At 63.4% G+C, this 13,842-nt stretch carries 12 protein-coding genes and 1 pseudogene; 8 read left to right on the top strand and 5 right to left on the bottom strand.

All coding sequences use genetic code 11. The annotated features are described in order from the left end of the window. Window positions 1-29: 29 nt before the first annotated feature. Window positions 30-488 (bottom strand): annotated as a pseudogene (locus tag HNP00_RS20500) (SRPBCC domain-containing protein); the annotation flags it as partial. A gap of 27 nt (window positions 489-515) precedes the next feature. Here HNP00_RS20500 and HNP00_RS20495 point away from each other — a divergent pair. Next, window positions 516-848 (top strand): hypothetical protein, encoded by a 333-nt coding sequence (locus HNP00_RS20495; RefSeq protein WP_184741628.1) that lies wholly within the window; start codon window positions 516-518, stop codon window positions 846-848. Here HNP00_RS20495 and HNP00_RS20490 read toward each other — a convergent pair. From HNP00_RS20490 to HNP00_RS20475, 4 genes are all read right to left on the bottom strand, one after another. After that, window positions 845-1,606, bottom strand: coding sequence for an SUMF1/EgtB/PvdO family nonheme iron enzyme (locus tag HNP00_RS20490; RefSeq protein ID WP_184741563.1), 762 nt, complete (start codon window positions 1,604-1,606; stop codon window positions 845-847). The genes HNP00_RS20495 and HNP00_RS20490 overlap by 4 nt on opposite strands. Before the next feature lie 157 nt (window positions 1,607-1,763). Further along, on the bottom strand, window positions 1,764-2,597 hold the full coding sequence (locus tag HNP00_RS20485) for a type IV toxin-antitoxin system AbiEi family antitoxin domain-containing protein (RefSeq protein ID WP_184741562.1): 834 nt from the start codon (window positions 2,595-2,597) through the stop codon (window positions 1,764-1,766). A gap of 171 nt (window positions 2,598-2,768) precedes the next feature. Continuing rightward, complete coding sequence (locus HNP00_RS20480; protein ID WP_311770637.1) at window positions 2,769-4,739, bottom strand: ABC transporter ATP-binding protein; 1,971 nt, start codon at window positions 4,737-4,739, stop codon at window positions 2,769-2,771. Then, entirely contained in the window at window positions 4,736-6,469 is a 1,734-nt protein-coding gene (locus HNP00_RS20475; protein ID WP_184741618.1) for an ABC transporter ATP-binding protein, read from the bottom strand. The genes HNP00_RS20480 and HNP00_RS20475 overlap by 4 nt, the downstream gene beginning before the upstream one ends. A gap of 320 nt (window positions 6,470-6,789) precedes the next feature. On the opposite strand from HNP00_RS20475, the gene HNP00_RS20470 reads away from it, so the two are divergent. From HNP00_RS20470 to HNP00_RS20440, 7 genes are all read left to right on the top strand, one after another. After that, entirely contained in the window at window positions 6,790-7,629 is an 840-nt protein-coding gene (locus HNP00_RS20470; RefSeq protein WP_184741561.1) for an alpha/beta fold hydrolase, read from the top strand. Window positions 7,630-7,749: 120 nt separating this feature from the next. After that, window positions 7,750-8,223, top strand: a complete 474-nt coding sequence (locus tag HNP00_RS20465; RefSeq protein WP_184741560.1) for a sensor histidine kinase — start codon at window positions 7,750-7,752, stop codon at window positions 8,221-8,223. Between the two features lie 97 nt (window positions 8,224-8,320). Further along, on the top strand, window positions 8,321-9,211 hold the full coding sequence (locus tag HNP00_RS20460; protein ID WP_184741559.1) for a MurR/RpiR family transcriptional regulator: 891 nt from the start codon (window positions 8,321-8,323) through the stop codon (window positions 9,209-9,211). Between the two features lie 158 nt (window positions 9,212-9,369). Further along, entirely contained in the window at window positions 9,370-10,521 is a 1,152-nt protein-coding gene (locus tag HNP00_RS20455) for an ABC transporter ATP-binding protein (RefSeq protein ID WP_184741558.1), read from the top strand. 79 nt (window positions 10,522-10,600) lie between these two features. After that, window positions 10,601-11,953 carry an extracellular solute-binding protein gene (locus HNP00_RS20450; protein ID WP_184741557.1) on the top strand — a complete coding sequence of 451 codons (1,353 nt, stop codon included), beginning with the start codon at window positions 10,601-10,603 and terminating at the stop codon, window positions 11,951-11,953. A 32-nt stretch (window positions 11,954-11,985) separates the two neighbouring features. Continuing rightward, window positions 11,986-12,813 (top strand): tyrosine-protein phosphatase, encoded by an 828-nt coding sequence (locus HNP00_RS20445; RefSeq protein WP_184741556.1) that lies wholly within the window; start codon window positions 11,986-11,988, stop codon window positions 12,811-12,813. 52 nt (window positions 12,814-12,865) lie between these two features. Beyond that, window positions 12,866-13,828 carry a phosphodiesterase gene (locus HNP00_RS20440; protein WP_184741555.1) on the top strand — a complete coding sequence of 321 codons (963 nt, stop codon included), beginning with the start codon at window positions 12,866-12,868 and terminating at the stop codon, window positions 13,826-13,828. The last annotated feature ends 14 nt before the right edge of the window (window positions 13,829-13,842 follow it).

Genomic DNA, 13,842 nt, shown 5'->3' with positions numbered 1-13,842 from the left:
GTTCCGGCCCGGTCCGGAGGGGCGGGTCCGGCGCGGGAGTGCTCGGAAAGGAGCGCGTCGATCTGGCTGGCTGCCTCCTGCATTCCTTCTTCCTCTCCCATGTCGATCATCTTCTTCATCTGTTCTTCTGATTCGAAGGTGGACAGGATGGTCATGCGGGTGCGGTCGCCGATCTCCTCGAGGCTCACGGTCGCGTGACCGGCACCGATATCCTCCACGGGAGCGCCATTTTCGTCGGCAAAACCGTCGTCGAACTCCAGACGGGTCGGAGCTTGGATGGACGTGATGCGCCACCAGCCGCCAGGTTTCTCGCCGTCGGGACCGGTCATGTAATAGCTGGCCTTTCCGCCCGGCTCGAACTCGAACTGCTCGAACGTGGCTGGCCAGGTAGGCGGACCCCACCAGCGCTCAAGCTGGCGTGGATCTTCCCAGATTTGCCAGACCCGTTCAGCACTGGCATCGAACTCGGCGACGAGGGTTAAGCTCAACGCTTCGGGATTCTTGGTGGAACTGTCGTGGCGGCAGTTGCACTCGCAGTCACTTACTTCGCGGACTCTCGGCGTTTCGTCGACCTTAGATCCGTGACGGCAAATTTCTACGATGGGTCGACTGAGAAGACCAAGGAAGTCTGCTGGCTGGACGTGGATTGCACTCAGGCATTCAGAACCAGGGACGTTGTCCTGATGAAGTTCGAGTCGCGAGATAGTGCTGCGAAAGCAGCCGGCAAACTCGATGGCAAGGCTTATCAATCCGACTATGTGGTCTTGGATTTCACGAATTCGTCAACGACTTCAGCAGAGGAAGACAACATGAAGAAGGTTCTCGACAGCATGAAGACTTCGCACTAGTCGAACTTCAGCGGAGTCCAACCGAACGGAATCGGGCCTCGCACATTGGCCTGGTTCCGGTCGGATTCGGCGGACCAACCCTGTGCTGACTTTGCGGTTGGTGCACCACAGGCGCCGCGCGCCACCCGGAAACCCACATCTTCCAGGACGGCATCGGGAGCACTGCCCCGCCGTACCGACGCACGCACGTTCCATGCTTCGTCGGCCCAGCCACCGCCACGGAATGTCCTGTAGTCGCCGTATCTCGCCGTATCCGCATAGTCCCAGCACCACTCCCAGACATTGCCGAGCATGTCGTAGGCGCCGAACCCGTTGGGAGTCTTTAGCGCCACGTCGCTCGGCGCGGACAACTCGTCCTTCGCGGTCCAAGCAATCTCGCTGAGCGGACCATAGTGCGGGCCGACGGACCCTGCGCGGCAGGCATATTCCCATTCCGCCTCGGTGGGCAGCCGGTAGCCGTTGGCCGCGACGTTCCATTCGACGCTGCGGCCCGATCGCGCATATGCCGGGTTGAGATCCTCGGCTTCAGATGCCGCGTTGCACCAATCGATCGCCTCAAACCAGGTGACGCCGTGTGCTGGCGTTCGCGGATCCGTCAGCCCACGCCCGGCGGTTGCGGCAAATTCGGCTCGCGTAACCACTGTCCGAGCGATTTCAAAACCCATCAGGTCCACTGAGTTTGTGCGGCCACTGCGGGCATCACGGAGTTCAATCTGGCCAGCAGGCAGGCTGAGGAGCTGTGGCGGGTTGATGTCCATGGGAACCAACCCTAAATGTCGCGCGCCCTCTTCGTCTCTCCCCTGTACAGCGAGTGTCACGCGAGGCAGGTTTTTGGCCGCGGCTGGCATCCAAGCTCCTGATTTCCCGGGCTTTTCCCTGACGCATGGCCCCAAAAAGTTGCCCGGAGTGACACTGCTACGCTGCCGGACGGGCAATTTTCCCGCGCCCAAGCACCGAAAGAACCTCCGCAACCATGGTTTCTGCTTCATAGACCACGTCCGAATAGTAGTAACGGAGCACCGTATAGCCCTGAACCACGGACGAGTTGTTACGGCGATGGTCTTTCTTTACCTGCCGCCAATCCGCATGGTGGCGCCCGTCGAGTTCCACCAATAGCCAACCGTCCAGCAACAGGTCCATGTAGCCCACGCCGTCGAGATAGAACTGTGGCAGGACGTGTATTCCGGCCCTCCGGAAGTAGGTCCGGGCCAGCGTCTCCAACATCGATTCAGCCCCGCGATCCACCCAACGTAGAACCTCGAGTGCCTTGCCGTTGCGCTTTCCCGGCAACCGCTCCCGCAGGAATCCCACTGTCATATCACCCCGGGTCACAGCACACTCCACCATGACCAAGGAATCTTGCCAGGGCAGGCAGCGCAATGCGTGGATCAGGATATCTGCCAGGGAGGCCACTGGTCTGTGCGGATGCGCGGGGAGCAGCAAACCACCGTGATGTAGGACATCGCAGGCCCCTTGGTTGCGCCTGTGGTGGACGTGCAGCGGGCCGGACTGGTCAATAACCCACAACCCGTAGAACGGGGCCGCACTGACGCAGGTCCGTATTTGGCGGTTCCGGACCAGGGCCACATCGGCGACGGATGCCGAAGCCAGCGCGTAGACGCCGCGTGCCGGTTGTTCCACACCGCGGCGGACCGCCCTCCTCAGCTGGCCGTCCGTGATGCCAAGACGCGCCAGCACGGGCCTTCGCGCCACACCCCCACAGAGGTTGAGCGCCTTTTCGACGTCCATGTAGCCATCGTGCCGGGCCGCGGCGCGTCTGCGTCACCCCCGGCACGCCTATGTGGACAAGCAAACGTCACGCCTGGCACATTTTTAGCGGCCGGCTGGAACCAAAAGCCTGGATTTCCGGCTTCCCCCCGACCCAAGGCCCCAAAAAGTTGCCCAGCGTGACGGGCTCCCTCAGACCTCCGCCACCGGCGCCGCGAACTGGGCCTCATACAACCTCGAGTAAGCGCCTCCAGCGGCCAGCAGTTCCGCATGCGTTCCTTGCTCCACGATCTGCCCGGCTTCCATTACCAGGATGAGGTCAGCGTCGCGGATCGTGGAAAGGCGGTGCGCGATCACAAAGCTCGTGCGGTCCGAACGCAGGGCGCTCATGGCCTTCTGTACCAGCACCTCGGTCCGGGTATCCACGGAGCTGGTGGCCTCGTCCAGAATCAAGACTGACGGACGGGCCAAGAACGCCCGGGCGATGGTGAGTAGCTGCATCTCACCTGCAGAAACGTTGCTACCTTCGTCGTCGAGCACGGTGTCGTACCCTTCCGGGAGCGAGTGCACGAAGCGGTCCACGTACGTCGCTTGTGCGGCCTCCAGAATCTCGGCTTCGGTAGCGTCCGGCCGGCCGTAGGCGATGTTGTCCCGGATGGTGCCGCCGAACAGCCACGTATCCTGCAGCACCATGCCCATCCGCGAGCGCAGCTCATACCGCGACATCGAGGCGACGTCGACGCCGTCGAGCGTAATCCGCCCCGCGTCGAGCTCGTAGAAGCGCATCATCAGGTTCACGAGGGTGGTCTTGCCTGCCCCCGTGGGTCCGACGATCGCGACGGATTGTCCGGGCTCGGCCACAAGGCTCAAGTCCTGGATCAGCGGCTTGTCGGCCGAGTAAGAGAACGAGATGTTCTCGAACACCAAGCGCCCGCGCGTCACTTCGGGAACAGCCGAGCGCTCAGGATCAGCGCTCTGCTCCTCGGTATCGAGCAGCGCGAAGACGCGCTCGGCGGATGCAACCCCGGACTGGAGCAGGTTGGCCATGGAACCAAGCTGCGCGAGCGGCTGGGTGAACTGGCGGGAGTACTGGATGAAGGCCTGGACATCGCCCAGCTGCATGGCGCCGGAGGCTACCTGTAGCCCTCCCACCACGGCGATCCCCACATAGACCAGGTTGCCGATGAATGTCAGTGCCGGCATGATCAGGCCGCTGATGAACTGGGCACCGAAACTGGCCGAGAACAACTCCGCGTTCTTCTCGCGAAAGCGCTGCTCCACCTCCCGCTGCCGGCCGAACACCTTCACGAGAGCATGTCCAGTGTAGGTCTCTTCGATCTGGCCGTTCAGCTCTCCGGTGTTCTTCCACTGGGCCACGAACAGCTTCTGCGAGCGCTTGGCGATCAGCATGGTGGTCGCGAGCGTCAAGGGCACAGTGACCAAGGTGATGAACGCCAGAATCGGCGAAAGCAGGAACATCATGAAGATGACGCCCGCCACGGTGAGCAGCGAGGTGACCGCCTGGCTGATGGACTGCTGGAGGCTTTGCGAGATGTTGTCGACGTCGTTGGTCACCCGGCTGAGCAGCTCACCGCGCTGCACTGAGTCGAAGTAGCGCAATGGAAGGCGGTTGATTTTCGCCTCGATCTGCTCGCGCAGCCGGTACACAATGCGCTGCACGACGCCGTTGAGCACGTACGCCTGAATCCACCCGAACGCTGAGGCCAAGACATAGAGGACCAGCACCCACAGCAGGATCGAGGACAACGCCCCGAAGTCGATCCCGACCCCCGGGGTCAGTTCCATGCCCCTGAGCATGTCCGCCCTGGAGTTCTGGCCGGATGCGCGCAACCCGTCGATGAGTTGTTGCTTGCTCACCCCGGCGGGAAGTTGCTTGGATACGACGCCGGCAAAGATCAGGTTGGTTCCTTCGCCTAGCAGCCGCGGGCCGATCACTGACAGGGTCACGCTCGCGACAGCCAGGAAAAGGACCAGGGTCAGCCACATGCGCTCTGGCCGAAGGGTGCCCAAGAGCCGCTTGGCCGAAGGCAGGAAGTTCATGGCCTTTTCGGCTGGGACGTTCATGCCAGCGAAAGGTCCGCCGCGGCCTGGCCCCATCGGCGGACGGGGCGGGCGGTTGGCGGTGCTGGGTGCGCTGCTCATGCCGCCTCCTCCGCTGCCAGTTGTGAAGAAACTATCTCGCGGTAGGTTTCGGAGGTCTCCAGCAACTCGTCGTGGGTTCCGCGCCCCACCAGATGCCCGTCGTCGAGCACCAAAATCTGCTCAGCGTCGGCGATGCTGGACACCCGCTGGGCGATGATGACCATGGTGGCGCCGGACGTGTGGCGCTTGAGCGCTTGGCGCAGCCTGGCGTCGGTGGCGGTATCCAGGGAGGAGAAGGAATCGTCGAAGATGTAGAGCTCGGGCTGCTTCACGAGCGCCCGGGCGATGGCGAGGCGCTGGCGCTGTCCGCCGGAAACGTTGGTGCCGCCCTGCGAGATCGGAGCATCCAGCCCGCCTTCCATTTCCTCGACGAAGTCCTGGGCCTGGGCGATGGAGAGGGCCCGCCAGAGTTCTTCCTCCGTGGCGTCGGGCTTGCCGTAGAGCAGGTTGCTGCGGACGGTGCCGGAGAACAGGTAGGGCTTTTGCGGGACCAGCCCGATGTGCCCCCACAGGAGGTCCGGGTGCAGATCGCGGACGTCGACGCCGTCGATCCTCACCGAGCCGCTGCTTGCGTCGAAGAGCCGTGGCAGCAAGTTGACCAAGGTGGTCTTGCCCGCACCTGTGCTGCCGATGATCGCCGTCGTCTGGCCCGCGCGGGCCTGGAAGCTGATCCCGTTGAGGACCGGCTGCTCGGCGCCCGGATAGGCGAATCCGACGTCGAGCAATTCCAGTTCGCCGCGCCCGGCGGTCTCCGTGACCGGATTTTCGGGAGGCCGGACGCTCGATTGGGTCTCCAGAACCTGTCCGATGCGGTCCGCCGAAACAGCCGCACGCGGGATCATCACGGCCATGAATGTGGCCATCATGACGGACATCAGGATCTGCATGAGGTAGCTCAGGAAAGCGATCAACGTGCCCACTTGCATGGAGCCGTCGTCGATCCGGAACGAGCCGAACCAGATCACGGCAACGCTGGAGACGTTGAGCACCAGCATCACCACCGGGAACATGAGGGCCATGAGCCGCCCTGCACGCAATGCCATCTCCGTGACGTCCTGGTTGGCTGAGGCGAAGCGTTCTGTCTCCATGTCCTCGCGCACGAACGCACGCACCACGCGGATGCCGGCAAGCTGTTCGCGGAGCACCCTGTTCACGGTGTCGATCCGGACCTGCATCTTGCGGAACAACGGCACCATGCGGCTCACAATGAGGCCCACCGCAACGAGGAGCACGGGAACGCTCACTGCGATCAACCAAGACAACTGGGCATCCTGCCGGACGGCCATAATCACGCCGCCAATGCTGAGTATGGGCGCCGCCACCATGAGTGTGCAGGTCATCAGGACGAGTTGCTGGACCTGCTGCACATCGTTGGTGGAACGGGTGATCAGGGACGGCGCGCCGAAGCGGGTGACCTCCTGCTCGGAGAACTCCCCCACCCTGGTGAAAATGGCGCCGCGCAGATCCCGCCCCAACCCCATGGCCGCTTTCGCGCCGAAGTATACGGCCGTCACCGAACAGGCGATCTGCAGGAGGGTGATGAGCAGCATCAGGCTGCCCATGCCAAGGATGTACCCGGTGTCCCCCTTTGCCACGCCTTCGTCAATGATGTCGGCGTTCAGAGTGGGCAAGTACAGCGACGCGATGGACTGCGCGAGCTGGAAAACGACGACGGCGATCAGCAGCCGCCGATGTGGCCGCAGGTACTGAACGAGAAGTTTCCAGAGCATCGGTCTCCAACTCACGTAGTGATTCGAAGGCCAGTCTACGACTGGTTGCTGGGGGCAACTAGAGCTTTCCCTCAGGGCGAAGCCTCCGGTGATCCTCGCTCAGATATGACGCCCCTCTTGGCGACCCTCCTGCAGATATACGGGCCGTTCGCCCAAACCCTCCTGCAGATCTTGTGAGTGAGCGTCTGCCGAAACGCCCTCAAAAGTGAGCGAGCGTCCCAGGCCGCCAGCGACTGCGAAGACGAAGACGGGTGCCGCCGTCGTACCCGGACAGTAGGCTGGGAACGCTCGATAAGAAACGCTACGAAAGGACCGTAGTCATGGCTTTCATCACCGTCGGAAATGAAAACAGCACCGAGATAGAGATCTATTACGAGGACCACGGAACCGGCCAGGCAGTGGTCCTGATCCACGGCTACCCCTTGGACGGTTCGTCCTGGGAGAAGCAGTCCGCGGCATTGCTCGACGCCGGCTACCGCGTCATCACTTACGACCGCCGCGGCTTCGGCAAGTCCAGCAAGCCAACCGTTGGCTACGACTACGACACCTTCGCAGCAGACCTGAACACGCTGCTGGAAGCACTGAACCTGAACGACGCCGTGCTGGTGGGATTCTCGATGGGTACCGGCGAGGTGGCCCGCTACATCAGCACCTACGGCTCGGCACGGGTGGCGAAGGCCGTGTTCCTTGGGTCCCTGGAACCGTTCCTGCTTCAGACCGAAGACAACCCCGGCGGAGTCCCGCAGTCCGTGTTCGACGGCCTCACCGAAGCCGTCACAGCCGATCGATACGCCTTCTTCACCGAGTTCTTCCAAAACTTCTACAACAGCGGCACTTTCCTCGGAACGCCGCGGCTAAGCCAGGAGTCGGTCAATGCCAGCTGGAACCTCGCAGCCCAATCAGGTGCCCACGCCTCAGTTGCCGCACAGCCCACGTGGCTCACGGATTTCCGCGCGGACATCCCGAAGATCGACGTTCCCGCCTTGATTGTCCACGGCACCGAGGATCACATCCTCCCCATCGACGTCACGGGCCGCAGGTTCGCCGAAGCACTGCCCAGCGCGGAGTACCTGGAGATCGACGGGGCCCCGCACGGCATGCTGTGGACGCATGCCGCCGAGATCAACAGGGCCTTGCTGGGCTTCCTGACAAGAAATTAGGACGAAACTAACCAAATCTCGCGGGAACCTTAATCCCCAGGGTCCACTCTTAATTCAAGCAGAGGCGGAATCCACCCGCCCGCGAAAGCACCAAAGCTGCAAGGGGAAGCAGGACCGGCCATGAAGACAGCAACAGCGCTGGACGAGGTTACCGCCATCAACGGCGTCATCACCGATCAGCAACCCGTTGACTTCCACGCTTTGGGGCTCGCGGGCTGTATCGACCGCCTGGCCGCACCGCTCCGCCGCCAGGGCACCGAGGTCCATTGGGAGACGCCGCACCATGGGATCGAAATCTCGTCCAGCTCCGCTTCCCTCCTCTACCACGCAGCCAAGGAAGCCCTCAGCAACGCGTTCAAGTACGCGCACGCCCACGACATCACCGTCCGGCTTGCCGCCGTCTACCACGGGATCCGGCTGACCGTCACGGACAACGGTGCCGGCTTCGACGGCCAGGCCTTGCCGGCAGGCGGGCACCACGGATTCGGACTCCGCCTGATGTCCATCGCAGTCAACGAGGTGGGCGGCGATGTCTCGGTCGTCTCCACGCCAGGCAGTGGCACTTGCGTCACCGTCACGCTGCCGCTCGACTGACGTCAGGTCCAGTGCCCGACGGCGGCGCGCACCCGCCGTCGTCATCGGTTTCGACGCTGCTGGTTCGCTATTCAAGTGAATCTGGTATGAAAGGCCAATGACCCCGTACAAGTCCGAGCCGCCCTTGGGCGGTTCCCGCGCTCACATCAAGTCGATTTTCCCGTCGTTGGCCCGCAGCGAACAGCGTGTGGCCCAGTTGTGCCTCGATTCCCCGGAAACCGTGGCCAGGATGTCGGTGGCGGACCTCGTGACCCAGACCGGGACGTCGCCAGCCACGATCGTGCGGGCCTGCAAGAGCATGGGCTTCGACGGATTCCAACACTTGCGCCAAGTCCTGCTGCGGGATCTGGGCGCGGCTGCACGGGACAGCATCCAACAGGAGGATTCCGGGGCCACGGGAGAACCTGGGTCCTCGGAGCATCTGGTCTCGGGGATCTTTTCCCGGGCATCCCACGATATCCGCGGTGCGCTGGGTTCTTTGGACTTCAAGGCCTTCGACGCCGCGGTGAAGGCGATCCGCGAAGGCGGGCGACTGCTCGTGGTGGCCAATGGAGGGTCCCTCGCTCCCGCCCAATCCTTGGCCCTGCGGTTCCTGGCCGCCGGGGTGCAATGCGAGGCGCCATCCGACATTGTTTCGCAACACATCTCCGCCAAACTCCTCTCCGCCCGGGATGTCTGCATTGCCGTGAGTGACAGCGGAATGAACTCCTTCACGATTGGCTCGGCGCGGATCGCGGCCGACCGCATGGCCACGGTGATCGGGGTGACCAGCTACGCGAAATCCGAGCTTGCCGAGCTCTCGACCCACACTCTGGTGGCCGGGGCGGAATTCCATTCGTGGAACGACCAGCTGCCCATTGGGAATATCGTCCAGATGCTGGTGCTGTCCGCCCTGCACGCCGCAGTGACTGCGGACTCTCCCGAGGTTGAACGCGCCCGCTCCGCCGTGTTTGAAGAAGTCCTCCACATGGTGGAAAACCCCGAATAGCTTTTGGCGCGAACGCGGGCAGTTTCAACTGTTTCCTGTCCGCGCACGGGGAGTTCATCAACTCCGCACCGACTGTTAATAATCGAACCCCACTCTTCAAGGGTAAGACGTTTCCTAAATAATTCGATGTAGGAAACATCGTTTCCCCGGAGGTGCTCGTGGGCCGACTTGTGCTCAACCAGTTGTCGCGTTCATTCAAGAACGTGTCGGCGGTAAAGAACGTATCGCTCACCGTTGAAGACGGTGACTTCTTGGTCTTGCTCGGCCCCAGCGGCTGCGGCAAGACCACCCTGCTCCGCATGATCGCGGGCCTGCTGGACCCGACGTCGGGGTCGCTCGAACTGGACGGCAGGGACATCACAGCTGCTCCGTCCAAGAAGCGGGACTTGGCCATGGTGTTCCAGAGCTACGCCCTGTACCCGCACCTGAGCGTGGCGAACAACCTGGCCTTCCCGCTCCACGTGCGGCGCACCGACAAGCAGGAAGTCAAGAAGCGTGTGGAAGCCGTGGCCGAAATGGTGGAGATCGGCCACCTCCTGGACCGCAAGCCCAAGGAACTGTCCGGCGGCCAGCGCCAACGCGTTGCAGTAGCACGAGCCTTGGTGCGCGACCCCAAGGCGTTCCTCATGGACGAACCCCTGTCCAACCTGGATGCCAAGCTGCGCACGGCAACCCGGCAGGAGCTGGCCGGACTGCACAAGCGCCTCGGTGCCACGTTCATCTACGTCACGCACGACCAAGTGGAAGCCATGACCATGGCCACCAAGATCGCGCTCCTCAACGGAGGCCAACTCGAGCAGCTCGGCACACCGGAAGAGCTCTACGACAAACCCGCATCCGTGTTCGCCGCGGGCTTCCTGGGCTCCCCTGCCACCAATCTGATCGAAGCCGAGCTTTCCACAAGCAACGGCTCCATCACTGTCATGGCACCCTCGGTGGAAGCCGTGCTGTGGGACGGGGAGACACCCCGGCGTGACGTGGTGCTCGGCATCCGCCCGGAGCACTTGAGCATCCACGCACCCGGTTCTTCCGCAGCCGCGCCGAGTTCCGGAGCAGCCCTTCGGGGCATCGTTGACCTGGCCGAAAACCTTGGCAGCGAACAAGTCATCTACTGCCGGGTCGGCGAGAACCGCGTGGCCGTTCGCGCACCGCGGGACCTGCACTGGGAGCCGGGCAACGCCGTCGTCCTCAGCGCCGACGCCAAGCACCTCCACCTCTTTGACCGCACAAGCGGCCGCCGCCTCGAATGGCAGGCAGACGCGAAACACGCGTCCACTGCCAGCTCGGCCCAACCCACCGCATCGGTATAGCCTCCGCGCTTTCCCCCCATACTCCGGCCCCCAACCGGAACCTGCAGTACCCACCCAACCCAGCAATCAAGGAAGTATTGTGCGTCCTCTCCGTTCAATTGCACTGACCATCGCTGCCGGCACAGCCGCACTGGCACTCGCCGGTTGCTCCGGCACCTCCCAGGCCAGCACCGTGACCAACCAGATCCCAGAGCTGAAGTCCGATCAGCAAGTAAACATCACCTTCGAAAGCTACAACCTGGCACAGGCAGGCGTCTGGACCGATACCGTCAAAGGCCTCGTAGCCGACTTCGAGAAGGCCCACCCGAACATCCACGTCACCGCGCAGGCACCGCAGGGCGGCGGCGCCGTCGGATCCAACACTGTCAGCAGCGTCCAGACCCAGCTCCTTGCCGGCCACGCACCCGACGTCGCACAGTTGACGTTCGATTCGCTGGACTTCGCCGCCACTCAGCTCGGCGCCCAGCCGATCAGCGACCTCGTCGGCAAGGACGCCGTTGACCAGGCGCTCGGAGGCGCCCACCCCTTCCACCCGAACGCGAAGCACCTGGCCGACTGGAACGGCAAGACCTACGGCATTCCCTACGTTTTCTCCACCCCTGTCCTCTTCTACAACGCCACCAAGCTCGCCGACGCCGGCATCGCCAACCCGGACCTCTCCACGTGGGACAAGGTCGAAGCCGCGGCCAAGGCCGTCACCGCAAAAACGGGAAAGCCCTCCCTCGACATTTCCTGCACAAGCATCGGCGGCAACTGGTGCATGCAGGGCGTCTTCAAGTCGAACGGGGCCCAGGTCCTCTCCGATGACCGCAAGACCATCGGTTTCGGCTCGGACGCGGCAATCGACACCGTCACCAAGATGGCTCAGCTGTCGAAGGACGGCGTGCTGCGCAATGCAGACAGCAATGCGCAGTTCGAAGGCCTCCCCAAGGGCGACACCGCCTTCATCCTCACCACCTCGGCCCTGCAGGGATCGTTCATGTCGGCTGCCACCAAGGGCGGCTGGCAGCTCAAAGCAGCCGGAATGCCGTCCTTCGGAAGCAAGCCGGCCGTGCCCACCAACTCCGGCTCGGCCTTGTTCGTCCTCTCCCAGGATCCCGCAAAGCAGCGCGCCGGCTGGGAACTGATCAAGTTCATGACCAGCGACCACGCCTACGAACAGATCTCCACCAAGATCGGTTACCTGCCGCTGCGCACCTCGCTGACGGCTGCTGGTGGTTCCCTTTACGACTGGGCCCAGAAGAACCCGCTCCTGGCCCCTAACCTCGTCCAGCTTGACCGCCTCCAGCCGTGGGTTTCCTACCCGGGCAACAGCTATGTGCAGATCGACGACATCCTCGGCAAAGCCGTAGAGAACGTCGTCTACTACGGCAAGGACGCAAAAACCACCATGGCCGACGCCCAGAAGCGCGCCCAGGACCTGATCCCCTAACTTTCACTGATCGATCCGGAAGGACACCAGCTGTGACAACCACTGCCGAGGACGCCGTCTTCGGAACCCGTAACCGCCCCTACCCCGTGGAGGGCACCTACAACTTCCGGAGCACGGCGGGCTATGCCGCCGCCGCGCGGACCGACGCTACCGCGCAGGCCGACGCGCAGACCGACGCTACCGCGCGGACCATCCGCGAAGGAAAGCTGTACCGCTCGGACGCACTGCACGGACTGACCGACGCCGGACGCCGGCAATTCTCAGAGCTCGGCATCCGTATGGTCATCGATTTGCGCGACCGCACCGAGTTGGCGAAATCACCCAGCAAACTCGACGGACTCGCCGTCGACATAAGGCACAACCCGATTTTCGAAGAGGGCCACGTCCCGGGTACCGCGGAGATCACCACCCTCGTGGACATCTACCGCCTCATGATCCGCAGCCACGCCCGGCGCCTTGCCGACGCGGTTCGCCTCATTGCGGACTCCGGAACGGACCCGGTGCTGGTGCACTGCACGGCAGGCAAGGACCGCACCGGCGTCGTGATTGCCCTGGCCCTCCTGGCGGCGGAAGTGGATCGCGAGCAAGTGATCCTCGACTACACAGCCAGCGAGGAGAACCTACGCGGCGAATGGAGCGAGGCCATGATGGCCGCCGCCTCCGGCCACCCGGGCCTGGCCGGCATCGGCGAGGAACTCCGAGAAATCATCTCCGCGAGCCCCGCCACCGTCCTGGCGACCACCTTGGACCTCGTTGACGAAATGTACGGCAGCACCACCGGCCTGCTCCAGGCGCACGATTTCAGCGACGCCGACCTCGAACGGCTCAGGGACGTCCTGACCGTCAGCTCCACCCGCTAAGAACCACCGCTACCGCAGCTACTTACGAAGACCCTTACAAGGAGACAAGACCATGAGCACCGAACGTCAGCACCCCGCTCCCGAGCACTTCATCCTGCACATCAGCGACACCCACTTTGTGGCCGACAACGACCTCCTGCACGGCAGCGTGGACAGCGACGAGAACCTCCGCCAACTGTTCCGCGACTTCGTCAAAGCCCAGGTCAAGCCCGAGGCTCTGGTGTTCACCGGCGACCTCGCCGACACCGGACGCCCCGACGCCTACGTCCGCCTGCGCAACATCGTGGAGCCCGTGGCCGAGGAACTCGGCGCCAAGATCATCTGGGTCATGGGCAACCACGATGCGCGCACGGCCTTCCGTTCGGGCCTCCTGGACTCCGACGCCGGTGAAGAATCCGTGGACATGGTCCACGACGTCAACGGCCTGCGCATCATCGCCCTGGACTCCACGGTTCCGGGCAAGCACCACGGAGAAATCTCCGACGAGCAGCTGGCCTGGCTGTCCGATGTCCTCGCCACCCCGGCCCCGCACGGCACCCTCATCGCCCTGCACCACCCGCCGGTCCCCAGCCCCCTGGAGATGATGGCAATGTTCGAACTTCGTGAGCAGAGCCGCTTCGAGAAGGTCATCGAGGGCACCGACGTCCGAGGCATCCTGGCCGGCCACCTGCACTACTCCACCTTCAGCACCTTCGCCGGGGCTCCCGTGACGGTTGCTTCGGCCACGTGCTACACACAGGACCTGAACGTTGCCCCGAAGTCGATGCGCGGCCAGAACGGCGCCCAGGCGTTCAACCTGATCCACCTCTACCAGGACAAGATGCTCAGCTCCGTCGTCCCGATCGGCGAGTTCTCCACCGTGTACTCGGTCACGGCCGAGCAGATGGCAGCCTTCCAGAAGATGACCCTCGAAGAAGCAACCGCCGCGATGACCGCCCCCAGTGAGGCGTCCGACGTCGAGCGCTCCACCGACGCCGAGACGGCCGACGGCGAGTTCGCCGAAAGCGTTCGCTAACCAGCCACAGCACC

The organism is Arthrobacter sp. AZCC_0090, from assembly GCF_014207375.1.
Taxonomy (GTDB): domain Bacteria; phylum Actinomycetota; class Actinomycetes; order Actinomycetales; family Micrococcaceae; genus Arthrobacter.
Note: the sequence above shows the minus strand (reverse complement) of the source record. Positions and strands in the feature narration are given on the sequence as shown.